At 71.5% G+C, this 24,490-nt stretch carries 19 protein-coding genes and 3 pseudogenes; 16 read left to right on the forward strand and 6 right to left on the reverse strand.

Going from position 1 to position 24,490, the window contains the following annotated elements:
- Nucleotides 1-27: 27 nt before the first annotated feature.
- The 5 genes from StrepF001_RS22255 (at nt 28) to mscL (ending at nt 4,028) form a co-directional block, all read left to right on the forward strand.
- Nucleotides 28-1,317, forward strand: coding sequence for an MFS transporter (locus StrepF001_RS22255; protein ID WP_129799966.1), 1,290 nt, complete (start codon nt 28-30; stop codon nt 1,315-1,317).
- Between the two features lie 68 nt (nt 1,318-1,385).
- Entirely contained in the window at nt 1,386-1,688 is a 303-nt protein-coding gene (locus StrepF001_RS22260; protein ID WP_129799967.1) for an FmdB family zinc ribbon protein, read from the forward strand.
- Between the two features lie 99 nt (nt 1,689-1,787).
- Nucleotides 1,788-2,621 (forward strand): S-methyl-5'-thioadenosine phosphorylase, encoded by an 834-nt coding sequence (locus tag StrepF001_RS22265; RefSeq protein WP_129799968.1) that lies wholly within the window; start codon nt 1,788-1,790, stop codon nt 2,619-2,621.
- 288 nt (nt 2,622-2,909) lie between these two features.
- Entirely contained in the window at nt 2,910-3,410 is a 501-nt protein-coding gene (locus tag StrepF001_RS22270; protein ID WP_129799969.1) for a hypothetical protein, read from the forward strand.
- A 141-nt stretch (nt 3,411-3,551) separates the two neighbouring features.
- Nucleotides 3,552-4,028: a large conductance mechanosensitive channel protein MscL gene (gene mscL, locus StrepF001_RS22275; protein WP_129799970.1), complete on the forward strand. Its 477-nt coding sequence runs from the start codon at nt 3,552-3,554 to the stop codon at nt 4,026-4,028.
- 49 nt (nt 4,029-4,077) lie between these two features.
- Here the strand turns inward: mscL and StrepF001_RS22280 are convergent, their stop codons facing one another.
- Nucleotides 4,078-4,260, reverse strand: coding sequence for a hypothetical protein (locus StrepF001_RS22280; RefSeq protein ID WP_129799971.1), 183 nt, complete (start codon nt 4,258-4,260; stop codon nt 4,078-4,080).
- Nucleotides 4,261-4,342: 82 nt separating this feature from the next.
- Here StrepF001_RS22280 and StrepF001_RS22285 point away from each other — a divergent pair, with 82 nt between their 5' ends.
- From StrepF001_RS22285 to StrepF001_RS22300, 4 genes are all read left to right on the forward strand, one after another.
- Nucleotides 4,343-5,584, forward strand: a complete 1,242-nt coding sequence (locus StrepF001_RS22285; protein ID WP_129799972.1) for a low temperature requirement protein A — start codon at nt 4,343-4,345, stop codon at nt 5,582-5,584.
- 67 nt (nt 5,585-5,651) lie between these two features.
- Nucleotides 5,652-6,692 carry a P1 family peptidase gene (locus StrepF001_RS22290; protein WP_129799973.1) on the forward strand — a complete coding sequence of 347 codons (1,041 nt, stop codon included), beginning with the start codon at nt 5,652-5,654 and terminating at the stop codon, nt 6,690-6,692.
- A 151-nt stretch (nt 6,693-6,843) separates the two neighbouring features.
- Nucleotides 6,844-8,070: an Ig-like domain-containing protein gene (locus StrepF001_RS22295; RefSeq protein ID WP_129799974.1), complete on the forward strand. Its 1,227-nt coding sequence runs from the start codon at nt 6,844-6,846 to the stop codon at nt 8,068-8,070.
- 194 nt (nt 8,071-8,264) lie between these two features.
- Complete coding sequence (locus StrepF001_RS22300) at nt 8,265-9,011, forward strand: DUF6227 family protein (protein ID WP_129799975.1); 747 nt, start codon at nt 8,265-8,267, stop codon at nt 9,009-9,011.
- Nucleotides 9,012-9,086: 75 nt separating this feature from the next.
- Here StrepF001_RS22300 and StrepF001_RS22305 read toward each other — a convergent pair whose 3' ends face one another.
- From StrepF001_RS22305 to StrepF001_RS22315, 3 genes are all read right to left on the reverse strand, one after another.
- The gene (locus StrepF001_RS22305) at nt 9,087-11,153 is read right to left on the reverse strand and encodes a fructose-specific PTS transporter subunit EIIC (protein WP_129799976.1); all 2,067 of its coding nucleotides are present in this window, start codon (nt 11,151-11,153) and stop codon (nt 9,087-9,089) included.
- A 227-nt stretch (nt 11,154-11,380) separates the two neighbouring features.
- The gene (gene pfkB, locus StrepF001_RS22310; protein ID WP_129799977.1) at nt 11,381-12,328 is read right to left on the reverse strand and encodes a 1-phosphofructokinase; all 948 of its coding nucleotides are present in this window, start codon (nt 12,326-12,328) and stop codon (nt 11,381-11,383) included.
- Complete coding sequence (locus StrepF001_RS22315; protein WP_129799978.1) at nt 12,325-13,086, reverse strand: DeoR/GlpR family DNA-binding transcription regulator; 762 nt, start codon at nt 13,084-13,086, stop codon at nt 12,325-12,327. Before StrepF001_RS22315 ends, pfkB begins: the two co-directional genes overlap by 4 nt.
- A gap of 276 nt (nt 13,087-13,362) precedes the next feature.
- On the opposite strand from StrepF001_RS22315, the pseudogene StrepF001_RS49555 reads away from it, so the two are divergent.
- The 7 genes and pseudogenes from StrepF001_RS49555 to fxsT all read left to right on the forward strand — a co-directional run.
- Nucleotides 13,363-13,602, forward strand: a pseudogene (locus StrepF001_RS49555) (hypothetical protein); the annotation flags it as partial.
- Nucleotides 13,603-13,656: 54 nt separating this feature from the next.
- Nucleotides 13,657-13,785, forward strand: a pseudogene (locus StrepF001_RS48140) (DUF2510 domain-containing protein); the annotation flags it as partial.
- Between the two features lie 30 nt (nt 13,786-13,815).
- A pseudogene (locus tag StrepF001_RS48145) lies at nt 13,816-14,232 on the forward strand (toll/interleukin-1 receptor domain-containing protein); the annotation flags it as partial.
- Nucleotides 14,229-15,737: a hypothetical protein gene (locus StrepF001_RS22325; protein WP_129799979.1), complete on the forward strand. Its 1,509-nt coding sequence runs from the start codon at nt 14,229-14,231 to the stop codon at nt 15,735-15,737. The pseudogene StrepF001_RS48145 and the gene StrepF001_RS22325, both read left to right, overlap by 4 nt.
- Before the next feature lie 73 nt (nt 15,738-15,810).
- A complete protein-coding gene (locus StrepF001_RS22330; RefSeq protein ID WP_129799980.1) occupies nt 15,811-16,269 on the forward strand; it encodes a hypothetical protein in 459 nt (152 codons plus the stop codon).
- On the forward strand, nt 16,260-16,778 hold the full coding sequence (locus StrepF001_RS22335) for a hypothetical protein (RefSeq protein ID WP_129799981.1): 519 nt from the start codon (nt 16,260-16,262) through the stop codon (nt 16,776-16,778). Before StrepF001_RS22330 ends, StrepF001_RS22335 begins: the two co-directional genes overlap by 10 nt.
- 191 nt (nt 16,779-16,969) lie before the next feature.
- Nucleotides 16,970-20,713 (forward strand): FxSxx-COOH system tetratricopeptide repeat protein, encoded by a 3,744-nt coding sequence (fxsT, locus tag StrepF001_RS22340; protein ID WP_240797606.1) that lies wholly within the window; start codon nt 16,970-16,972, stop codon nt 20,711-20,713.
- Nucleotides 20,714-20,779: 66 nt separating this feature from the next.
- On the opposite strand, the gene StrepF001_RS22345 is transcribed toward fxsT, so the two are convergent.
- Together StrepF001_RS22345 and StrepF001_RS22350 are read right to left on the reverse strand one after the other, a co-directional pair.
- Complete coding sequence (locus tag StrepF001_RS22345) at nt 20,780-22,570, reverse strand: HEXXH motif domain-containing protein (RefSeq protein ID WP_129799982.1); 1,791 nt, start codon at nt 22,568-22,570, stop codon at nt 20,780-20,782.
- 392 nt (nt 22,571-22,962) lie between these two features.
- Nucleotides 22,963-24,483, reverse strand: a complete 1,521-nt coding sequence (locus StrepF001_RS22350; RefSeq protein ID WP_129799983.1) for an MFS transporter — start codon at nt 24,481-24,483, stop codon at nt 22,963-22,965.
- Nucleotides 24,484-24,490: the final 7 nt, after the last annotated feature.

Here is a 24,490-nt window from a genome sequence, read left to right on the forward strand (position 1 = left end):
CTACCAGGCGGCAGAAAGGCACAGGCCGTGGCATCCACGGTCACGCCGTCGAAGGACTCGCCGGCCCCCTCCTCCCGCCCGGGATACGGGCAACTGCTGCGCACCCGTGGCGCCTGGACGTTCCTGCTCCCCGGTTTCGCGGCGCGCCAGCCGTTCGCGATGCTCACGATCTCCATCGTGCTGCTGGTGCAGCACACCACCGGCTCGTACGGCGTGGCAGGCGCCGCCGCGGCCGTCACCGGCGTCTCCATGGCGCTGTTCGCGCCCTACAGCGGCCGCCTGGCGGATCGCTTCGGGCAGCGCGCCGTACTGATCCCCGGCGTGCTGGTGCACACGCTGTCCGGCCTCACCCTGACGGCGCTCGCGCTGGCGGACGCCCCCCTGTGGGCGCTGTTCGCGGCCGCCGTCCCCACCGGCGCCTCGGTCCCGCAGATCGGCCCCATGGTGCGCGCCCGCTGGGGAGTGAGGCTCAAGGACTCGCCACTGATGACGACGGCGGCGGCGTTCGAGTCGGTCACGGACGAGCTGACCTTCGTCGTCGGTCCACTGCTCGCCACCGCGCTGTGCACCGCCGTGAACCCGGCCGCCGGCCTGGTGACGGAGGCGTCACTGACGCTGGTCGGAGGTCTGCTGTTCGCCGCGCAGAAGGGCACCCAACCCGCGGTCGCCGCCGGTGGGCACGCGCGCGTGCAGCCCGTTTCCGCGCTCCGGGTCCCCGGGGTGCGTGTTCTGATCGTGGCCTTCCTGGGCATCGGCTCCGTCTTCGGCGGCATGCAGGTGTCGCTGGCCGCCTTCACCGAGTCGATCGGCGAGCCCGGCCTGAACGGCGTCCTGTACGGGACCTTCGCCGCCGGCAACATGCTCTCCGGCATCGCCTGCGGCGCCATCGCATGGAAGGCGGCCCCCCAACAGCGCCTGGTCGTCGGATACGCGGCCCTCGCCCTGGCCACCTCCGGCCTGTGGGCGGCACACTCGGTGCTCCTGCTCGCAGGTCTCGGCCTCCTGGTCGGCATGTGCATCGCGCCCGCCCTGATCACCGGCTACACGCTGGTCGAGGGGCTGGTTCCGGCCGGGGCGCGCACCGAGGCCTTCACCTGGCTGACCGGCGCGGTGGCGCTCGGCCAGGCGGGCGCGGTCACGGTGGCCGGACAGTTGGAGGACCGCTTCTGGAACGGCGCCGGGTTCCTCGTTCCGCTCGGCGGCACGGCGCTCGCCCTGGCGACGCTGGTGGCGCTCCGCTCGCAGCTCACGGCACGGTCCCACAGCCGCACCGTCGCGCGTGGCGTCGGTCACCGCACGCCGGTCGCAGTGGACTGAACCCGAGGAATACGTCACTATGGACCGTCGTTAGCACTCATCGAGTAAGAGTGCCAGGAGGAAGACAAGTGCCGACCTACCAGTACCAGTGCACCGAGTGCGGCGAGGGCCTCGAGGCGGTGCAGAAGTTCACCGACGACGCCCTGACCGAGTGCCCCAACTGCGGTGGCCGCCTCAAGAAGGTGTTCTCCGCCGTCGGCATCGTCTTCAAGGGCTCCGGCTTCTACCGCAACGACAGCCGCGGCTCCTCGTCGAGCAGCTCGCCGGCGTCGTCGAAGCCGTCGACCTCGTCCTCGTCGACGCCGTCCTCCTCGTCCTCGGACTCGAAGGCGTCGGGCACCGGCACCTCGGCCGGCAGCACCGCCGCCTGATTCACCCGCACGGGACCCTGCCGTCGTACGGCGGCAGGGTCTTCGGTGTTTTCGGCACCGGCCCGTACGCGTCGCCGGGTGCCAGCTACTGTGCTGGTCATGGCGAACGCAGAGATCGGTGTAATCGGCGGCTCCGGCTTCTACTCGTTCCTCGACGAGGTGACCGAGCTCCAGGTGGAGACGCCGTACGGGCCGCCCAGCGACTCCCTCTTCCTCGGCGAGATCGCCGGCCGACGGGTCGCCTTCCTGCCGCGGCACGGACGCGGCCACCATCTTCCGCCGCACCGGATCAACTACCGGGCCAACCTGTGGGCGCTGCGGTCGCTCGGGGTTCGCCAGGTGCTCGGCCCGTGCGCGGTGGGCGGGCTGCGGCCCGAATACGGGCCGGGCACGCTGCTCGTCCCGGACCAACTGGTCGACCGTACGAAGTCCCGGATGTCGACGTACTTCGACGGGTTGCCGCTGCCCGACGGCACCGTGCCGAACGTGGTGCACGTCTCGCTGGCCGACCCCTACTGCCCGGCCGGACGGGCCGCCGCGCTGAAGGCGGCGCGTGGGCGGGACTGGGAGCCCGTGGACGGCGGCGCGCTGGTCGTGATCGAGGGGCCGCGCTTCTCCACCCGTGCCGAATCGTTGTGGCACCGGGCGCAGGGCTGGGCGGTAGTGGGCATGACGGGCCACCCGGAGGCGGCGCTCGCCCGCGAACTCGAGCTCTGCTACACGTCGCTGAACCTGGTCACCGACCTGGATGCCGGCGCCGAGACCGGAGAGGGCGTCTCGCACGACGAGGTGCTCCGGGTGTTCGCCGCGAACGTGGACCGGCTGCGGGGCGTGCTGTTCGACGCGGTGGCCGCACTGCCCGCGAACGACGAGCGGGACTGCCTGTGCACGACGGCGCTCGGCGGGATGGATCCGGGGTTCGCGCTGCCGTAGCGCGGTGCGGGCTTCGCGCTGCCGTAGCGCGGTGCGGGCTTCGCGCTGCCGTGGCGCGGAACGTCCCGTTCGGGTGAGGGAGTTTTCCACAACCTGTCGGTAGTCCACCTGTCTCAGCGGACTGCGGCGCGAAGCCTCATCGTGGGCTCGCAAGCCGAATCCGCATCGCAGGAGGTGGTCCACGTGTCCCTCTCTCCCTCGCCTTCTCCCTCTCCGTCCTACGCGGAGCTCTCCCCCTCTCCTTCCGCTCCCCATCCGCATCCGCATCCGCATCCGCCGGGTGGCGACGTGCCCGCAACGTGCGAGGTGCCGCACTTCGCTCCCGTCCGCGTGCGCGGTGGGCGGTTCCTGCTGCACCGGCTCGTACGGCACCGGCGGCGGGCCCTAGCGGCCGGGCTCGCGGTGACCGCTGCCGCGCTCGTGGCGGCAGGCCCGCGGGGCCCGGCCGACCCCCATCGCAACGATCAGGCCCGCGGTCATCCGGTGGCGGACCGGTCGCCGGAGCGCCGACCGGTGGAGCGGGTCTCCGCGCCGGTACGGATCGCCGACGCAGCCACGGTGCGGCTGCTGCAGCCGGGCGACCGGGTCGACGTCGTCGCCGCCGAGGAGACGGCGACCGGCGGAGAGGCCGGCGTGATCGCGCGCGGGGCGCTGGTGACCAAGGTGCCCGAGCCGCTGGACGGTGAGGTCGACAGCGGTGCGCTGGTGGTGCTCTCGGTACCGCGTTCCACCGCGGCCCGTCTCGCCGGGGCGAGCGCCACGGCGCGACTGGCGGTGACGTTGTGCTGAACCGAACCTTGCGAAGGGGGCGCCATTTACCGTCAAGTCCCTCGTTCCAGCTACCGGATTGGACAGTGCCGCCTCGCCCTGACGTAGGTTGCGGAGCTGTTTGTTCCACAACCTGTGCGTGTGACGAGGAGAGGCCACGAGGTGAGCGAGAAGAAGGAACCGGGCGTCTGGGACGGCTTCAAGGCCTTCCTGATGCGCGGGAATGTCGTCGATCTGGCGGTAGCGGTGGTCATCGGCGCCGCCTTCACCAACATCGTCAACTCGGTGGTGAAGGGCGTCATCAACCCGCTGGTCGGAGCGATCGGCACCAAGAACCTCGACAGCTACAGCTCGTGCCTGAAGGGCCCGTGCACGCTGGCGGCGGACGGCTCGGTCTCACGCGGCGTCATGATCCTCTGGGGCTCCGTGCTGGGAGCCACGCTCAGCTTCGTGATCACCGCGGCGGTGGTCTACTTCCTGATGGTCCTGCCGATGGCCAAGTACCTGGCCCGCGTAGAGGCCCGCAGGAAGGCGAGGGAGGGCACGCACGAGGTCATCGAGGTGACCGAGCTGGAGGTGCTCAAGGAGATCCGCGACTCGCTGGTCGCGCAGCGCGGCTCGGGCCACACCGAGCATTAGGCCCGGTTCACAGGGCCCCGGGGGCGATTGTCCGCCGGGCCCTGCCGGCTCACAGGTGGTGGGGCGGCTTCTCGTCGAGGAAGCGCCTCAGGTCGTCCGCCGCGTCCCCGCCGGTGCCCGGACGCTCACCCCAGCCACGGTCCGTGTCGTCCGCGGACTGCTCGGTCAGCGGGTCGTCGAAAATCAGCGCGGCCTTGGGGTCGCGCTGCTCGGGGGCGGGGGATGTGCTCATGCCCCCAGGGTACGGGGCCGAGGACTCTCCTCCTGTGAATCCGATCAAGACTTTCCGGCCGATATCTGCTGTGCTGTGCATCATGACGTCCAGTCCCACTCCATCGTCCTCGCCGACGGGCCCGCCGGGCCACCCTCGCAGCCCACTGCGCCGACTCACGGCCCGCGGTCGCGACGAGGCACATCGCGCCGCCACGCCGCTGGAACTCTTCTTCGACCTGTGTTTCGTCGTGGCCGTCGCGCAAGCGGGCATCCAGCTGGTGCACGCCGTAGCCGAGGGACATGCGGGCGAGGGCATCCTCAACTACGCCATGGTCTTCTTCGCCATCTGGTGGGCCTGGATGAACTTCACCTGGTTCGCCTCGGCGTACGACAACGACGACGCCCTCTACCGCGTCGTGACGCTGGTGCAGATCGCCGGCGTGCTCGTACTCGCCGCCGGGATCTCGCGGGCGTTCGAGGACCATGACTTCCTCTTCGTCTGGCTCGGCTACGTCGTCATGCGGCTGGCGATGGCCGCCCAGTGGCTGCGGGCCGCGAGATCCGCCGAGGGCAGGGCGAGAGCGTCGGCACTGCGGTACGCGGCCGGCGTCATGCTCTGCCTGGTCGGCTGGGCGGGGCTGGTGCTCCTGCCCGAGCCCGCTCGCCCCTGGTGGTTCCTGGTGATGGCGATCGCCGAGCTGTGCGTGCCGATCTACGCGGAGCGGGCCTCGATGACGTCCTGGCATCCGCACCACATCGCCGAGCGGTACGGCCTGTTCACGATCATCGTGCTCGGCGAGGCGATCGCCGCGTCCACGGTCGCCGTGAAGTCGGGCGTGGACGAGAACGACGCGCTCGGCGAACTGCTGCCGATCATGGCAGGCGGCCTGCTGATCGTGTTCTCCGCCTGGTGGATCTACTTCGTAGTGCCCATTCACGGGCATCTGCGCTCCAGCAGACAGGCGTTCGTGTGGGGTTACGGCCACTATCTGATCTTTGCCTCGGGGGCCGCGATCGGCGCCGGCCTGGAGGTGGCGGTCGAGCAGGCGGTCGGCAAGGCACACATCTCCACCCTGTCCGCCTCTGCCGCGGTGACCCTGCCGACGGCGCTCTACCTGCTCACCGTCTGGGCACTGCACTCGCGCCACTTCAAGGTGGGCATCGCCGAGCAACTGGTGCTGCCGACCGGGGCCTTGCTGGTGATCTGCTGCACCTTCCTGGGAGACTGGGCGGTCCTCGCGGCCGGCATCGTTTCGGCGCTGACCGTGGCGACGGGGGAGACGTTGACGGCACGTATGGCGTTCGGACGGCTCAAGGCGAGGGACACGGCGCCGGCGGGCTGACGCCGTGCTGTGGGGGGTGCGGGGGGGCGCGCGGCTGGGGGCGGGCCCTGAAGCGAGACTGATTCCCATGACAGTTGACGCTCTGACGGACGTGACAGGCCTGCGGGTGGGGCATGCGAACCGCACCGGCGCCGGTTGGCTCACCGGCACCACGGTGGTACTCGCCCCCGTCGGCGGGGCCATCGCCGCCGTGGACGTACGCGGCGGAGGTCCCGGCACCAAGGAGACCGACGCTCTCGACCCGCGCAACCTGGTGCAGAAGGTCGAGGCGATCGTGCTGACCGGCGGCAGCGCCTACGGGCTGGACGCGGCGTCCGGTGTGATGGCCTGGCTGGAGGAGCAGGGGCGGGGCGTGCGTGTGGGGGCGGATCCGGCACATGTCGTGCCGGTGGTGCCCGCCGCCTGCGTCTTCGATCTGGGGCGGGGCGGGGAGTTCCGCGCCCGGCCGGACGCCGCCCTCGGGCGGGCCGCGGTGGAGGCGGCCGCGGTGAGCGAGGTCGGCGCGGCCGTGGCGGAGGGCTGCGTCGGGGCCGGTACGGGTGCCACGGTCGGGCCGGTCAAGGGCGGGGTCGGCACCGCGAGCACGGTGCTCGGCTCCGGGATCACGGTGGCGGCGCTGGTGGTGGCCAACGCGGCGGGGTCGGCGACGGATCCCGAGACGGGCGTCCTGTACGGGGAGTTGATCCAGGGGCGGGTCGACTACCCGGAGGCGCACGTCCATGACGCGGCACGCCGGCGCCTCGTCGAGTGCGCGGCCAGGAACGCGCCGCCTCCGCTGAACACCACGCTCGCGGTGGTCGCCACCGACGCGGCACTGTCGAAGGCACAGGCACAGAAGCTGGCGGGCACGGCGCACGACGGGATCGCGCGCGCGGTGCGGCCGGTGCATCTGCTCAACGACGGCGACACGGTGTTCGCGCTGGCGACGGGGGCGCGCGGGCTCGACGCCGGGCAGCCCCTCGCGCTGAACGAGATCCTCGCCGCCGGCGCGGATGTGGTGACGCGCGCGATCGTACGCGCGGTGCGCGCCGCGGAGTCGGTGGACGGGCCGGGTGGGGTGTGGCCGTCGTACACCGAGCTGTACGGGAGTGACGCGGTCCGGCGCTGATCGGTGCTGCGCCCACCCGGCCGGCCCGTTTGTCCCGGTTCTGTCACGTGATGGCGTTCAGCGCGACCGGAGGGAACCCCACCGGTCGCCGATCCCCTCTTTCTCGACGCTTGGAGCGGATCACGCACATCACACGAATGGGGAGCAGCCCGTGACAACGCCGGACATGGCAAAGCGGCGCGCGCTGGTGGCCAGTGCCGCCCTGATGGTCGGCGCCCTCACCCTCACCGCCTGTGGCGGCAGCGCCAAGGCCAGCAGCGACGGCAAGGGTGGCGACGGCGGCAAGGACGACGCGAAGACCTCAGCAGCGCGGATCGCCATTTCGGCCAAGGACGGTTCGGCGGGCGCGTCGATCAACACGACGGGCGTGAAGGTCAGCGACGGGCGGCTGACCGACGTGAAGATGACGGTGGCGGAGACCGGGCAGTCCGTACCGGGGTCGTTGTCCTCCGACGGCAGGAGCTGGAAGCCGAAGGAGCAGCTGGAGCGGGGGACGAAGTACGAGATCGCGGCGACCGCGAAGGACGCGGACGGGAGGACCAGCGCCGCCGACTCCGTCTTCACCACCGTCACTTCGGCCAACAGCTTCATCGGGACGTACACCCCGGACGACGGCACGACGGTCGGGGTGGGGATGCCGGTGTCGTTCGAGTTCGACAAGGCGATCAGCGACAAGAAGGCCGTGCAGTCGCACATCACGGTCACATCCAGCAGCGGACAGAAGGTGGTCGGGCACTGGTTCGGGTCGCAGCGGCTGGACTTCCGGCCCGAGGAGTACTGGAAGGCCGGCTCCAAGGTCACGATGAAGATCGACCTGGACGGCGTGGAGGGCGCGAACGACGTCTACGGGGTGCAGAAGAAGACCGTCACCTTCACCATCGGACGTTCGCAGGTCTCCACGGTCGACGCCGGCACACAGACCATGACGGTCGTGCGGGACGGCAGCACCGTCCGCACGGTGCCGATCTCGGCGGGCAGCCCGCAGAACAGCACGTACAACGGCCGGATGGTGATCTCCGAGAAGTTCGAGCAGACCCGGATGAACGGCTCGACGGTCGGCTTCGGCGGGGAGTACGACATCCCGGACGTGCCGCACGCGATGCGACTGACCAGGTCCGGCACGTTCATCCACGGCAACTACTGGTACAGCAAGGGCAGTCCGCCCTTCGGCCGCCAGGGCACCAGCCACGGCTGCGTCGGGCTTGAGGACGTGCAGGGCGCGCAGGGTGACACTCCCGGCAAGTGGTTCTACGACAACTCGCTCGTCGGGGACGTCGTGATCGTCAAGAACTCTCCCGACACGACCGTGGCGCCGGACAACGGCCTCAACGGCTGGAACATGGCGTGGAGCGAGTGGATCGCCGGCAGCGCCACCTGACCGCCAGGCTCGACGGTTCGCCGCAAGTGGCCTCTCACCAGCCACCTTTGATGAGACGTCGGGTCGCGTGGGAACCTCGTCCGCGGCCCGCCCGTTTTCCGGGCGTACGTTTTCTCGGTTCCCGGACATGATGTCCGACCGAGGGGCTACGGTATGCACCCACAAGGTGACATGCAGCAACGCCGGGAGAAACCTTGAGCGTTCCGTACGAGACGGCAGCGTACGAACCACCCGAGTCGCCCGAGTCTCCGGAGGAGCACCTCACGCGACTGCTCGGCCGTGCCCTGAACTCGTTCGAGCTGCCCGACGAGACGATAGGGCGGCTCGAGGGTGCGCTCGCGCATGACAGTTCGCTGCACTCCGCGCACCACAGCGCGGGCCTGCACCGCGAGACGTACCGGCACACCTGGCTGCTCGCCGACGGCTCGGCGCTCACGCTCTGGGAGCTCGTGCACAACACCACGCCGGGCGGCGCCCCGCAGCACGAGGTGTATGTCGACGCGGAGGAACTGCGCGCCGCCGGCGCCCGGCTGCCGCTGCCGCCGGACCCACCGGAGTTCGAGCTGCCGATGGTGATGCAGCTGTCGCCGGTCCTCGAACCGCGGCATGTGTACGTGCCCGACGACTCGGCGGACCACGCGCGTCGGCTGCTGCGCCGGGCGGAGAACCCGGACCGGCCCGGTGCAAAGACGGCCGCGCTGCTGGCCACGGCGTGCGCGCACCAGATCACACAGGCCTTCGGGCGCCCCTGCCGCGCGGGACGCGCCGGGCTGTGCTTCTCGCTCTACGAGCATGCGTTCCTGCTGCACGACGGGCAGGAGATCTCCCTCTGGGAGGTGGAGCACACAGCCACACCGGACGGCCGGCACATGTGCGAGGTGTACACGACGGAGGACGCGGCGCGGGACGCGATGGAGCGCAGGGCCGCGCAGATGTCGTAGACGCCATGGTCCCGGGACCGAAGTCCCGGGACCATGAACTCCCTTGCACCCGCCGCCGGATGGTGCGTGTGAGCCTTACGCCGCCACCGGCTGCTTCACCTCCGCCGCGGCCGGGCCGCCCGCCGGTTCGGACGCCTCGGCGCCGGGCGCCGGCTTGCGCAGGCCCTTGAGGAGGATCACCAGGCCGGCCGTCACCGCCGTACCGGCCGCGATGGCCAGCAGGTACAGGAACGGCTTGCCGATCAGGAAGGTGACCCAGATACCGCCGTGCGGGGCGCGCAGGGTCGAGCCGAACGCCATGGTCAGCGCGCCGGTCACCGCGCCACCCGCCATGGAGGCCGGGATGACCCGCAGCGGGTCGGCCGCCGCGAACGGGATGGCGCCCTCGGAGATGAAGGAGGCGCCGAGGACCCAGGCCGCCTTGCCGTTCTCGCGCTCGGCGCTGGTGAACAGCTTCTTGCGCAGGGTGGTGGCGAGGGCCATGCCCAGCGGCGGGACCATGCCGGCGGCCATCACCGCGGCCATGATCTTCATCGCGGAGTCGCTGGGCGCCGCGACGGAGATGCCCGCGGTGGCGAACGTGTACGCGACCTTGTTGACCGGTCCGCCGAGGTCGAAGCACATCATCAGGCCGAGCAGCACACCGAGCAGGATGGCGTTGGCGCCGGACAGGCCGTTCAGCCAGTCGGTCAGGGCCTGCTGCGCCTCGGCGATCGGCTTGCCGATGACCACGAACATCAGGAATCCGACGACCGCCGTGGAGATCAGCGGGATCACCACCACCGGCATGATGCCGCGCAGCACCGGTGGGATGTCGATGCGCTGGATGCCGAGCACGACAGCACCGGCGATGAGACCGGCGACCAGACCGCCGAGGAACCCGGCGCCGATCGTCAGGGAGATCGCGCCGCCGACGAAGCCGGGCACGAGTCCTGGCCGGTCGGCCATGCCGTAGGCGATGTATCCGGCGAGGACCGGGACGAGGAAGCCGAAGGCCGCCGCGCCGATCTGGAACAGCAGCGCGCCCCAGCTGTCGACCTGGCCCCAGTCGAAGTGCTCGGTGACCGACTTGGCCTCGTTGATCTGGTAGCCGCCGATCGCGAACCCGAGGGCGATCAGCAGACCGCCGGCCGCGACGAACGGGACCATGTAACTGACGCCGGACATCAGCCACTTGCGCAGCTTGGTGCCGTAGCCCTCGCCCGGCTCACCGGCGCGTTCCACCGGTGTGCCGGGGCGGGCGGCGGCCGTGACCTCGCCGCGCTCCGCCTTGCCGCGCACCTCGGTGATCAGCTCGGCGGCACGGTTGATGCCCGCCTTCACACCGACGTCGACGGTCGGCTTCCCGGCGAAGCGGTCCTTCTCGCGTACGGGCAGGTCGTGGGCGAAGATCACGCCGTCCGCCGCCGCGATGACGTTCGGGTCGAGCCGGGTGAATCCGGCCGAGCCCTGCGTCTCGACGACCACCTCGATGCCCGCCTCGCGGCCCGCGTTCTCCAGCGACTCGGCCGCCATGTAGGTGTGGGCGATGCCGGTGGGGCAGGAGGTGACGGCGACGATACGGAAGGGGCGATCGCCGGCGGAGTCGTCGGCGGTGTCACCCGCGGCGGCGTCGGCGGAGGCCGCCCCCGACGCCGCCACGGAGTCTTCGGTGGCGCCCTCGGCGCCTTCGGTGGTGCCCTCGGCCGAGGCCGCCTGCGGCTCCTCCCCGCGGATGAGCGCCGCCGCGGCCCCCGCGTCGCCCACCGAGCGCAGCGCGTCGGTGAACTCGGTGTTCATCAGCTGCCGGGCCAGCGACGACAGGATCGTCAGGTGGGCGTCGTCGGCGCCGGCGGGCGCGGCGATCAGAAAGATCAGGTCGGCGGGCCCGTCCGCGGCACCGAAGTCGATGCCGGCGGCGCTGCGCCCGAAGCCGAGCGTCGGCTCGGTGACGTGTTCGCTGCGGCAGTGCGGGATGCCGATACCGCCGTCGAGGCCGGTCGGCATCTGCGCCTCGCGGGCGGCCACGTCGGCGAGGAAGCCCTCCAGGTCGGTCACCCGGCCCAGGGCCACCATGCGTTCGGCGAGGGCACGTGCCGCCGCTTCCTTGGTCTCGGCGGACAGGTCGAGATCGACCAGGTCTGCGGTGATCATGTCACTCATCGCGGGCTCCTTCGCTCGCGTATCGCCCGGTCAGTGGGGTGGGCGGAAGAGGGGCGGGGTGCAGTGGGGTCGGGGGTGGGTGGAGGCGGGGCCGGGGAGACCCCGCCTCCACCGGACGGCAGGGCGGCTCAGGGTGCCCTGCCGTCCGGCGGCCGCGGCGAGTAACGGGGAGTGTCGCCGCTGCGTGGCCGGTTCGGGGGGTGGCGTGGAGGACGTCGTCCGTACGGTCATGACGCCGGCTCCGTCAGTTCACGGTCCACCGGGACCTCGGCCGTCACCGTCACCGCGGCCGGGTCCAGGTCGCCGGGCGCCGGCATCACGCTGCCGGGCAGCTGGACGGCGGCCGCGCCGTGCGCGATCGCGGAGGCGAGCGCCTCCGGGCCGTTGCCGCCGGCGATCAGGAAGCCGGCGAGCGAGGAGTCGCCGGCGCCCACGTTGGAGCGCACGACGTCGACGCGCGCGCTGCCGAACCAGATGCCCGCACCGTCCACGAGCAGCTGCCCGTCGGCGCCCAGGCTCGCCAGCACGGCGCGCGCCCCCCGCTCGCGCAACTCCTCGGCCGCCTTCACGGCGTCACCCACAGTCGCCAGCGGGCGCCCGACGGCCTGCGCGAGCTCCTCCGCGTTCGGCTTCACCACGTCGGGCCGCTCGCGCAGCGCTTCGAGCAGCGCGGGGCCGGAGGTGTCCAGTGCGATGCGCGCACCGTCGGCGTGCGCCCGCGCGACCAGGTCGGCGTACCAGGACGGCGCGAGGCCCCGGGGCAGACTGCCGCAGCAGGCGATCCAGTCGGCGTCGCGCGCCTGCCGGCGTACGGTCTCGAAGAGCAGCTCCTGCTCGTCGGCCGACAGCTCCGGGCCGGGCGCGTTGATCTTCGTGAGGACGCCGTCGGCCTCGGCGAGCGCGATGTTGGAGCGGGTGGCGCCGGCGACGGGGACCGGCGCGACCTCGATGCCCTGCGCGTCGAGCAGGTCGGCGACGAGCGCCCCCGGCGCACCACCCAGGGGCAGCACCGCCACCGTGCGCCGCCCGGCGGCCGCGACGGCGCGCGAGACGTTCACGCCCTTGCCACCGGGGTCCACGCGCTCGGTCTCGGCACGGATGACCTCACCGTGCCTCAGGGCCTGGACCTCGTAGGTGCGGTCGAGGGACGGGTTCGGGGTGACGGTGAGGATCATGCGCGCACTACTTCCGTGCCGCCGCGTTCGATGGCGGTGGCGTCTTCGGGGCTCAGCTCGGTGTCGGTGATCAGCAGGTCCACATCGCTCAGGTCACCGAAGCGGGCGAAGTGCTCCTGGCCGTGCTTGGAGGAGTCGGCGAGCAGCACCACGCGGCGGGCGGCGGCGAGGGCCGTCCGCTTGACCGCGGCCTCGGCGAGGTCAGGAGTGGTCAGGCCGTGCTCGGCGGAGAAGCCGTTGGCGGCCACGAAGAGGACGTCCGCCCGGATCTCGCCGTATGCGCGCAGCGCCCAGGCGTCCACGGCGGCGCGCGTGCGATGCCGTACGCGTCCGCCGACGAGGTGGAGCTGGATGCCGGGGTGGTCCGCGAGGCGGGCCGCGATCGGCAGGCTGTGCGTGACGACGGTGAGCGAGGACTCCGGCGGGATGGCGGCCGCCAGCCGCGCCACGGTCGTACCGGCGTCGAGGATCATCGTGCCCTCGGTGGGCAGTTCGGCCAGGGCCGCCTTCGCGATGCGGTCCTTCTCGTCGGCCGCGGTGGACTCGCGCTCGGCGAGGTCCGGCTCGAAGTCGAGCCGGCCGGCCGGGATGGCACCGCCGTGCACCCGGCGGAGGAGGCCCGCGCGGTCGAGGGCCTTCAGGTCGCGGCGGATCGTCTCCGCCGTGACCTGGAACTCCTCGGCCAGCGACACCACGTCCACCCGGCCGCCGTCACGGGCGAGACGGACGATCTCCTGTTGCCGCTCCGGTGCGTACATGCCCGATCGCCTCCGAACCATGCCCGAACGTGTGGTTTCACTCGGAGACTACGCCTGGATTTCCAGGAAGTAAACAGGTTCAGACCCAGTCGGGCACAAACGGGCTTTGGTTTCTGCCCGAGCAGCAGGACCTCCGGATCAAGCCGGACGGCACTGCAGAAGCCCTGACGCCGTGTCACCGCGTCCGTATCCTGGATTCCGGGACACAGCTTCTCGGGGGGTGTTGTGGACAGGGACGGTCTCCGTGCCCGCCCGGACCATGACTGGCAGCAAGCCGTGGTCCACACGCTGTGCGACTCGCCGATCCTCTACGACCGCAACGCCAGGGCGATGCTGGCCGAGCTGATCGGCGAGGAGCTGGGGCGGCCGGTGGTGGTGCGGGAGCAGGCCACCCTGCAGCTGCACATGCTCGAGCTGGTGCGGTTCTGCATCCGCGCGGGGAACGACGGGCTGTCTGCGTTGTCCCACGCCGTGTCGCTGCTGGAAGGCCACAGCCGGACCGCCGAGACCGTCAGTCGTCTGGTGCGGGAGTTCGCCACCAGAACCACTCCCGCCCCGGCGGGTGCCCCGTTGCAGCAGGCAGTTCTTCCCGGGTGGTACCCCGACCCCGGGCGGACGAGTGACGGTCCCGCCACCGAGCGCTGGTGGGACGGCAGGGCATGGACGGACCAGATCCGCCCCGTGGGATCGGCCGCCGCCGGCGCACCGGTCCGCTTCCTCGTGTCCTGCGTCGTGGCCGACCGATCCTGGGCCGACTGGACCGCCTGGCAGCTGGAGAACGCGGGACTGCGCGTACTCGTCCTGGAGGGCAACGCGAGCATCGGCCCGCGGACCGAGCCGGAACAGGGCGAACGCGTGATCGCCTTGCTGTCCCCGGCCTACATCGAATCCGTACAGGTGCTCCGGCCCTGGTGGGTCGTGCACCAAGAGGATCCGGAAGGCCTCGCGGACACACTCGTGCCGGTCGTGGTGCAGCCCTGCCGACCCGAGTGGCCCCTGTCCCAGGTGCCGTACACCGACCTCACCGGGCTGGGCGAGGACGAGGCCCGGGCCCGGCTGCTCCACGCCGTCGGCGCCACCCCCACAGGCCGCGCCGGACCGGCCGCCTCCCCGCCTTCCTTCCCCGACCCGGCGGGGCGACGTTGACGGGACAAGGCGGCGCGGACCGCGGCAATCCGGTGATACGGATACGGGACCGGATCGGGGAGGAGACGCTGGCCGCGCTGCTCGAGGTCCCCTCCCTCCAGGACCGGCCGGCGCGAGCCCTGCTGATCGAGCTGGTCGGCGAGGCCGTGGGTCGCCGGGCCGACCTGCGGGAGCACACCACTGTGCCGCTGCAGTTGCTGGAGCTGTTCCGTTTCTGCACTCGGCATCAGGACGGGCTGCCGGCCCTGGCACGGAAGCTGTCGTTGCTGGAGCCGGGGTGCGCGCAGGCGCAGGTCGTGCAACGGCTCGCCGACGAGTGGACGGCCGTGGACGCGCTGCACGGCCTGCCCGACGTCACGGGTTCCTGGGATTTCCTCGGCGACGCCCTCGGGGCGCTGACGCTGTCGTACGGCATGCGGACCGCACTCGTCCGGGTGGCCACCGACACCAGGGTCTCCGCGCCACCGCCACAGGCCGAGACGTGCTGGCACGACTTCCTGCACATGGCAGGACAGGGCGCTCCGCGAGGTGGGTTGCCGCCGTGGATGGTCTATCTGGACCGCATCGCCGATGTGATGGACCGGCCGCTCGCGGGCGAGCTGCTCGCGCGCAACCGTCAGTGGGCCCTGAGCTGCGGCCTGGCCGAGCTGCTCGATCTCGACCGGGCCAGGTCTCCGGTCCCCCCGGCGGTCCGGCCGAACCAGGAGTACCTGGCGATCCACATCGCGCCCGACCCGCTGGAGAACGGGCACTACACCGTCTCGCACTCCCTCATGTCCGACGCCCACGGCCCGAGCTGGAAGCACGGCGAGCCGATCCCCCGGGTGCCCACCGACGGGCTCCAGCAGGCCGTGAGCCACGTCATCAAGACGGTCGAGGGAGTCGGCGGCGACCGGCTGGCCGACGTGTGGCTGGAGTTCGTCCTGCCCTTCGAACTGCTCAACCTGCCGGTGGACTGGTGGCCCCGGGACACCGCCGAAGTGCCGCATGTGCCGCTCGCGGTGGACTACCCGGTCGTCGTCCGCAGCCTGGACCGGCTGCAGAACCCCGACTGGTACCGGTTCTGGCGCACCCGCTGGCAGCAGCTGCAGCGGGACGAGGACACGTCGCAGTCGGTGTATGTCAACGTCGCACGCAGGAACGGCAACCATCTGCGCGGTCTGGAGGCCCGCCTCAGCGACAACGAGAGCTGCGTCGCCCTGGTGCTGAGCGAGCCGCCGCTGCCCGGCCACGAACACGGGCGCCGCGAGTTGCAGGCGGCGCTGCGCAGCGGGCTGCCCGTGGTGATCTGGCACCGTGCGGGCCGCTCCACGAAGCAGTTCCGGGACGTTCTCGACGGGCTTCTCGCCGACGGTCTGCCGCGGTTCCCGGCCAGGATGGCCGCCTATCGCCGCCGGGCGGCCATCGACTCCGCCGACGACAAGAGCGCGGCACACATCGGCCGCCATCTCACGGTCCTGTGGGACGACCCCGACCGCAAACCCGTCTTTCCCGAGCCGCCGTGACCACCTGTCGGCGTGTCCGGCCGTGTCCGGTCCGCCCATCACACCCCAGCCGTCATCCGGAGGGACGCCGTAGATGCCGTCGAACAGCGAGTCGTGGGGACCGTACCGAGGCACGGGGCTGCCCGGGGCAACCGAGAAGGAGTGGCCCGACGCACCGGCCTGGCGCAGCTTCGGAGGCGGCCCCGACCTTCCCCCGCCGCCCGTCGACGACCCGTATGCCCCCGTGGTGCTGGGCGCCGTACGACAGCCCCTGCCGTCCCCTCCGGACGAGGTGGCCCGCGTGAACGCGGCGCTGCACCTGCGTCGCCCGCTGCTCCTCACCGGCGAGCCCGGCACCGGCAAGTCGTCCCTCGCGTACCGCATCAGCCGGGAACTCGGCCTGGGCCGCGTCCTGCACTGGCGGATCACGTCCCTGAGCACACTTCGCGAGGGGTTGTACGGGGGCGGGCACGAGGGCGGGTACGGGGTGGGATCCGGCTCGGGCCGCTGGGGACCGCATTCCTGCCGTACCGCAGGCCGCGCGTGCTGCTGATCGACCGGCTGGACCGGGCCGAGATCGCGCTGCCCGAAGACCTGTGCACGGTGCTGGGAGGCGGGGGGTTCGTCCTGCCCTGCTCCGTCCCCGCCGACCTGCGGGTGTCGACGGACGACGATCCGTCGGCGGCGGTGCAGCTGCCGGACGGGTCCGTGCGCTGCCATGCCTTCCCCGTCGTCGTGATCACCACCACCGGCGAGCGGGACCTGCCGCTGGATCTCGTACGCCGCTGTGTGACCCTGCGGACGCACCGGCCCGGCCCGGAGCTGCTGCGTGCCCTCGCCGCAAACCGCTTCCCGCCGGGGCCGGGAGGTCCCCGCCCGGCCGAGGACGTGGTCGACGCCTTCGTCGAGCGGGCCTGCGCTGCCGACGGGCCTGTCGTGGAACGGTTCCTGGACGCCCTCCGGCTCGCCGCCGACGGCGTCCTGCAGGCCATGGCCGCGGACGGCGACTGGCAGGAGGCCGTCGAGACCCTGTGGCGGTGGACCGCACCGGAGGAGCCGTGAACCGACCCCGCCGACAGCCGCTCCCGGTCGAACCGGGCGCCCCTTGCGGACCACGGCCGCCCGGGCGGACCCCGGAATCCCAGCGGGCGCGGCTCTCTCCCCCTGGCCCGTTTCCCGCCGCCCTCCCACCAGGGCTTCCGACAGCACTGCGGCGCATCGGCACCGCGCTCGGACGGGGCCGTATCAGGGACGTGGCGCTGGTGGTCGACTCGGGTCCGACGATGGGCCTGTGGCAGCAGACGACGCACGACCTCGCCAGGGAACTGCACCGGGACGGTTCCTTCGGGCGGATCACCACACACCGGCTGCCGCTCGCCCACAGCACCGATCCGGCGACACTGCCGCGTCATGGCGCCGGCACCCGGCTGACGCTGCTCCTCACCGACGGCGTGGGCCCGCGCTGGCGGACCCGTGAGGTGGAACCGCTACTGCGCCGCTGGGGACAGTCCGGACCGACCGCGCTCATCCACCTGCTGCCCCACTCGGTGTGGCACGCGACGGGGCTGCGCGGCTGGCAGGTGCTGCTGCGCTCCCCCGCCCCGGGCGCGGCCGGCCACCGGATGCGCTGGCGGCCCCGCGGACTGGGCCCCGACGTCCAGGACGGCACGCCGCCCGGCCACCGTCCTGACCTGGCGGTTCCGGTGCTCGAACTCACCCCCCGCTGGCTGGAAGCCTGGTCCAGGCTGCTGGGCGGGGCACCACCGGCATGGCTGCCGATGACGGTGATGTTCCCCCGCGCGCGCGTGCCTGCCGGCTCCGCAGAGGCCGAGGAGGAGCCCGTTCCCTCGCCGGCGGCCAGGGTCGCGCGTTTCCGCTCGTCCGTGCCCGGCGACGTGTTCACGCTCGCCACCATGCTCGCCGCCGTCCCCCTCACCGCCGAGCTGATCGACGAGGTGCAGCGCGCGCTGGTCCCGGGCAGCTCGGTCGCCGACTTCGCACACCTGCTGGTGTACGGCCTGCTCGTTCCCACGGCCTGCGGGGGCACGGCATTCGCCTTCCTGCCCGGTGTCCGTGAGGAGTTGCTGGCCACCGGGCGGCGCGCCGACGTCGTGCGGGTCGTCGAGCTGATGGGGGATCGCCGGGGATCCAGCGGGGAACACTTGTGGCGACTGCCCCGGCTGCTGAGCGGTGCCGCCGTGCACCGGCTTCCGCCGGTCGACGAGGAGTCCGGGCCGTGGCTCGTGGCGGAGAGCGCGGTGCTCCACGCTTTGTCCGGACCGTTCCTGAAGCCGGCGAGGGAGGTCGATGAGGCCCTCGCAGCCGCCACGGCCGGTCGGCAAGGCCCGCAGCACGCACAGCAGAACGGCACCACCACACCCACAGCATTCAGCAATGCCGTCGCCCGGCAGCCGGGTGACGCCGACCGACCGACCGATCACGGGGAGAGGAGGCCGGTGATGCCGCAGCAGGCCCCGGCGAGCGCGGTGGGCAACGGACGCACCAGGAGCACCCCCACGGTATGGGGAAACATCCCGCCGAGAAATCCGAACTTCACCGGCCGCGAGGCACTCCTCGAGGAGCTGCACCAGCGGCTGCTGCGGGAGAAGGCGACCGCTGTGCTGCCCCACACGCTGCACGGAATGGGCGGCGTCGGCAAGAGCCTGCTGGCGGTCGAGTATCTCTACCGCCATATGACCGACTACGACCTGGTCTGGTGGATCTCCGCCGAACGCACGGCGCAGATCTCCCTGTCCTTGGTGGAACTGGCCCCGCGGCTGGGCGTGCCGACCGGTTCCGACGCTTCGTCGACCGTGGCCGCGGTGCTGGAGGCCCTGCGCGTCGGCGTGCCCTACGCCAACTGGATCCTTGTCTTCGACAACGCGGAAAGCCCGGAAGCCGTAGGGCAGTTCTTCCCGCCGGGCGGGCCCGGGAACATCCTCGTCACCTCACGCAATCCCCAATGGGCCTCCCTCGCCCGGCCGTTGGAGGTCGACGTCTTCATGCGGGAGGAGAGCAAGGAACTGCTGCGGGTACGTGGTCCCGAAATCAGTGACGAGGACGCCGACCGGCTCGCCCAGGCCCTTGGTGACCTGCCGCTGGCCATCGAGCAGGCCGCCGCCTGGCACGCCGAGACCGGCATGCCCGTGGACGAGTACCTGCGCCTGCTCGACGAGAAGCGCGTGGACCTGCTGCGGGGCACGGCACCGCTCGACAACCAGCATCCCGTCATAGCCGCCTGGAACATCTCGCTGGACCAGCTGGAGGTCAAGAACCCGGCCGCGTACCAGCTGCTCCAGGTGTGCTCCTTCTTTGCTCCCGAGCCGATCGACCGGAGCATGTTCATGCGGATGCCGCTCAGCCCGCTCACCCCCGAGCTGGACGCCGCCCTGGAGGATCCGATCCGCCTCGGCCAGGCCATACGCGACATCGGCCGCTACTCGCTGGCCCGCTTCAACCACCGCACCAATTCCCTGCAGATGCACCGGCTGGTGCAGGCGGCCCTGCAGTTCCGGATGACCGAGGAGGACCGGGCCACCATGCGCCACGGCGCCCACATGCTGCTGGTGGCGAGCGATCCCAACGACCCCACCAACGCGCTGCGCTGGGACCGTTACGGCACCCTTTATCCCCACGTGGTCGTCTCCGAGGCGATGCGGTCCGACGAGACCTGGGTTCGCCGGCTGGTCGTGAACGAGGTCGGGTACCTGCTGCGCTGGGGCGACTACGAGTCCTGCCTGGAACTGGCCCGCTCCGCACACGGCGAATGGTCCGGCCGGCTGGGCGAAGAGCACCCGCAAACGCTGGAGATCGCCCGACTGCTGGGATTCCTCCAGTTCAGCATGGGCCGCTACAAGGAGGCCGCCGAACTCAACGCGGCGACCCTGGAGGCGTATCTCAGGTCGATGGGCCCCCACCATCAGGACACGTTCGCCGCGATCCAGCACGTCGCCATAGACCGCCGGGTACGCGGCGCGTTCTCAGAGGCACTCGAACTCGCCGAATCCGTGCACCAGCAGTATGTGGAACTCATCGGTCCGGACGACCCGGAGACGCTCCGCGCCGCGCACAACCTCGGGGTGAGCCTACGTCTGGTGGGAAAGTTCGACCGTGCCCTGGAACTGGACGAGCAGACGTGGCGCAGCCGCACGGAGGTCTTCGGCCAGGACCACATCCACTCGCTGCGCACCTGGCTGAGCCTGATCGTCGATCTTCGTGAACTCGGCGACTACCACACGGCGTTGATGTACCACCACGAGATAACCGAGCAGGCCACCACGCTGCTCGGCAGCAGCAATCCGTTCACCCTGCACTGTGTCCGCCTTCTGGCCGTCGCCCTGCGCAAGGCCGGCGAGCACGAGGAGGCTGCGGCGACGGCCGAACAGATCCACGCCGAGCTCCTACGCCGGTACGGCGACCGCAATCCCGAGTCCATGGCCGCCACTCTGGAGCTGACCATCCACCTGCGGCACCGGGGAAACCTGGAGGAGGCGCTGCGGCTGGGTGCGGAAATCTGCCATCGGTACGAGGAGACGTACGGCAAGCACCACCCCCACGCCCTGTCGGCGGCCGTGAACCTGGCCATCACCTATCGTCTGCTGGGCAACGCGGCGGCCGCGCAGTACATCGACACCGTGGCCCTGGAACAGCTCACCGAGCAGCTGGGCCCGACGCACCCGTCCACGCTGGTGTGCCGCACGAATCTCGCCAGCGACCACTACGCCCTCGGTGACGCCGCCGGCGCGCTGGGCCTCGACACCGAGACGCTGCGTCGGTCCCGGGAGGTCTTCGACGACGACCACCCCTCGACCCTGGCCTGTGCCGCGAACCTCGCGATGGACCTGCGTGCGGTGAACCGCGTCGAGGAGGCGGAGGTGATGCGCAACGACACCCGCGAGCGTCTGAGTCGCAAGCTGGGCGGCGATCACCCTGCGGTCGCCCAGGTCGCCGACTGGGGCCACCGCGCTGACTGCGACATCGACCCGATGCCCCTCTGACAGCCCGGGGCGGGCCGGCACGGCGCCCGGTGCGCCGCCCGCGCCCCGGCGCAGCCGCGCATGCCGCTACCCCGCGAGCCAGTGGGCCAACGCCACCGGATCCGGCGGGAAGGGCAACGAGTGGCCAACGGCCAGGGCGAGTTCGGGACGCTCCGTGAGGGCGGTCCCGGCGCCCCGCTCTCCGCACTCGGTCAGGGCCAGGCCGAGCCCCGCCCAGGCTGCCGGTCTGGCGCCGGGTGAGGTGAGCTCGTCGGCGTACAGCTTGGCCGCGGTCGCGGCGTCGCCGTCCACCAGGGCCAGATCGGCCGGAACCACACCGGGAACCTCGCTCCCGGGGTCCGTCATCGCGTGCAGGGCGTCGAACTCGCCGGGCGCGACAAGTCTGAGCCGCGCCAGCAGCGCCAACGTGTCCAGCCGGCAGGCGTGCGGGTCGGCGTGCAGCGTGGGTTCGGGGCGGGATGCCGAGTCCGCGGGCCGCCCCGCGCGCCAGGCATCCGCCAACTCCCGGGCGTGCGCGGACGGTACCCGGAGATGGTGTGCGCGCCAGGTCGCACGGTGGTGTACGGCCGAGAGGTGCGCGAGGCGCTGTTCCCGCGCGCCCACCGGCTCGGCGTACCACCCCGCGGTCTGCTCGTCCAGGCTGCCGATCAGCGCTTGTCCCAGCGGAGTGAGGGCGGAATGGTCGCGCAGGGTCTCGAACGCGGTACGTACGGCGTTGCGCCACAGCGCGAACTCGAAGCCCGCAAGCCCCTCCATACCGCGTGCGCGCCAGTAGTGCGCCACTCCCGAAAAGGCGTACGCCCCGTGAGCGAGCCCGCCGAGCGGGCGCGGATCATCCCGCCAGGGCGCGTAGAAGGCCTCGTCGCACTCCTCGAACAGCGGCGACAGAAAGAGGAGTCCGTTGAGCAGGGTGTGCCGGAACTCGTGCAGGACGGCCACCCCGAGCTGCACCGGGAGAACGCCGTCGTCGTCCGGCTCGGACAGCAGCAGGCACCCGAAGGCGTCGCTCGACGAGGCCGCCCGCGCGCGCAGCCGCTCCCCTCGGGGCAACGGTACGAGGGACAGCAGCCCCGTGGTCAGAGCCCGGGCGCTGTCGGTGTGGTCGTCCACCAGCACACGCCACATGCACTCGAACCAGTGCTGCCAGGAAGCGAACTGGGCTTCGGAGAGCCTCCTGGGCGCCCCCAGCTCCGGCACCGGCACGTACGGCCCGAGGTCGTCGAGTGCGAGGGTCAGGTGTACTCCCGCATGCTCGGCACGCAGCCGCCGCTGTCCCTCCCAACCGGGTACGTCGCCCTCCGTCTCCTCCGGCAGGGTCACGGTCACGCCGCCCGCCGCGACCCGGACCACACCGTCGCGGCCCCACACCTCGGCGGTGCCCCAGGGATCGCCGCCGACGGTCGCCCGGCCCAGCCCTGGCAGGAACACCCGGCCGTCACGCAGCGGAACGCGGGTGCGGAAGTCGACGCCGGCGGCGGCGAACACGGCTGCCGCCCATTGCCTGAGGTACCCCAGCTCCACGCGCAGGGGTACCTCACCCGCGGTCGCCTCCGGGCTCTGTCGCGACAGTCTGCGCAGCAGGTTCGCCGCCCACACACCCGTCTGCGGATCGAGGAGCACCCTGCGGAAGGCTGCCGGAGCCGACCGCTCGGCGGATTCGAGCAGACGCCAGGCCTGGCGCACCTCGTCGGCGTCCCCCGGTCGCGCATCGGCTCCACTGACCTCGTCCAGAATCGCGCGGAGCAACAGCAGCCGTCGGCTCGACTCCGCGTCGAGCAGAAAGGCGACGGCTTCCTTCTCTTCGATGACGGAGGTCAGCGACTGCAGGACGACGTCGGTGAGGTGGTGAAGGCGCATCGGCGCGACATTTCCTCGTTCATCGAATCATGAGGTGGCCGGGGCACGCTGCGGCAGTTCGCGACAGGGGCCCTAACCGCCGTCGCTGCCCGCGATCGTGGACAAGGGACGGCTGACCTGATTCTGAAGACGCTCGATCGACGGCCGGAGAACGGTGTCATCAAGGGCCGCGACCTCCTCGAGCGACAGACCCGACAAGGACGGGAGCCAGGACTGCGGCTCCCCGGACCCCGCCGTCCCACGGGGGGTTACGTGTTCCCTCGATGACATGGCGTCACGCTATAGAGGGCGTCACGGTATAGCAAGGTGCACTTCCGGGGCGAAAGGAAGGTACCCCTGCATGGTCGTGTGCCCGTCCTCCAACGCCGGAGGACGGGCACGGCACCAGGGCTTCAGCCCACGAGCACCGGCTCGCTGTCGGAGGCAAGGGAGTCCTCCCCCGCGCCCTCCACATGCTGCGCCGGACGCCTCGGCAGGGCGAACATCAGCAGGAAGATCACCACCATCACCACGGCGACCCACCCGACCGCATGCTGGAAGCCGTCCACGAACGCCGGACCCGGCTGCGCCGAAGCCGGCCGGTCGTCGACGACCCCGAAGAACACCACCGAGACCAGCCCGAGCCCGAGCGCGTTGCCCATCTGCTGCACGGTGCTGATGAGCCCGGACGCCGAACCGGCGTGCTCGCGCGGCACCTCCGACAGGATCGCGTCCGTGAGCGGAGCGACGATCAGGCCCATGCCCGCACCCATGACGATCAGCGGCAGCGCCATCTGCCAGGAGGCGATGGCGAGACCGTACCGCTCGGACTCCCAGACGTAGAGGGCCAGTCCGGCCGCCATCACCAGCGCGCCCGCCTGCAGCACCCCGCGCCCGAAGCGCGGCACCAGCTTCTGCACCGACATCCCGGCCGCCACCGACACCGCGATCGAGAACGGCACCCCGGTCAGCCCCGCCCGCAGCGCGCTCCAGCCCAGGCCGATCTGCATGTACAGCGTCCAGACCAGGAAGAAGATGCCGAGCCCGACCCCGAAGACGGTCTGCACGGCGATACCGGCGGCGAAGCTCTTGACCCTGAACAGGGACAGTTCGATCAGCGGGGAGCCGTCCCGCGCCGCCTTGCGCCGCTCGTACGCCACCAGCGCGGCGAGCACCACCAGGGCGCCGCCCATCGAGACGTATCCCCACAGCGGCCAGCCCAGCTCGCGGCCGCGGGTCAGCGGATAGAGCAGCATCAGCAGGCCCAGCGTGACCAGGGCGACGCCGACGAGGTCCAGTTTCAGGGCGTACGGGGCCCTGGACTCGGTGATGAAACGGCGGCCCAGGATCAGGCCGGCGACACCCACCGGAAGGTTGATCAGGAAGATCGGGCGCCATTCGAGGCCGAACAGGTTCCACTCGGTCAGCAGGGCGCCGAGCAGCGGACCGGAGACCGCGCCGAGGCCGACGACCGCGCCGAACAGCCCGAAGACCTTGCCGCGTTCGTGCGCCGGGAACGTGGCGTGCACGATCGCCAGGACCTGCGGCACCATCAGCGCGGCCATCGCGCCCTGCAGGATGCGGGAGGCGACGAGCATCTCCGGGTTCGCGGCGAGGCCGCACAGCGCGGAGGCGAGGGTGAAGCCGCCGATGCCGACGAGGAAGACGCGTTTGCGGCCGTGGATGTCGCCCAGTCGGCCGCCGGTGATCAGACCGGCGGCGAAGGCGAGTGCGTAACCGGCGGTGATCCACTGGATCTGGCTGAAGGAGGCGCCTTCGTTCCGCTGGATCGACGGGATCGCGATGTTCACGATCGTGACGTCGACGAGGTCCATGAAGGCCGCGGTCATCACGATCGCGAGGGCGAACCAGCGGCGGCGGTCGGTTGCTCCGGCCCCGGCTGAGGTGCTCAAAGAGGTCTCGGTGGAGGTCATGGCCCGA

This window comes from Streptomyces sp. F001 (assembly GCF_004187715.1).
Classification (GTDB): Bacteria; Actinomycetota; Actinomycetes; order Streptomycetales; family Streptomycetaceae; genus Streptomyces; species Streptomyces flavusporus.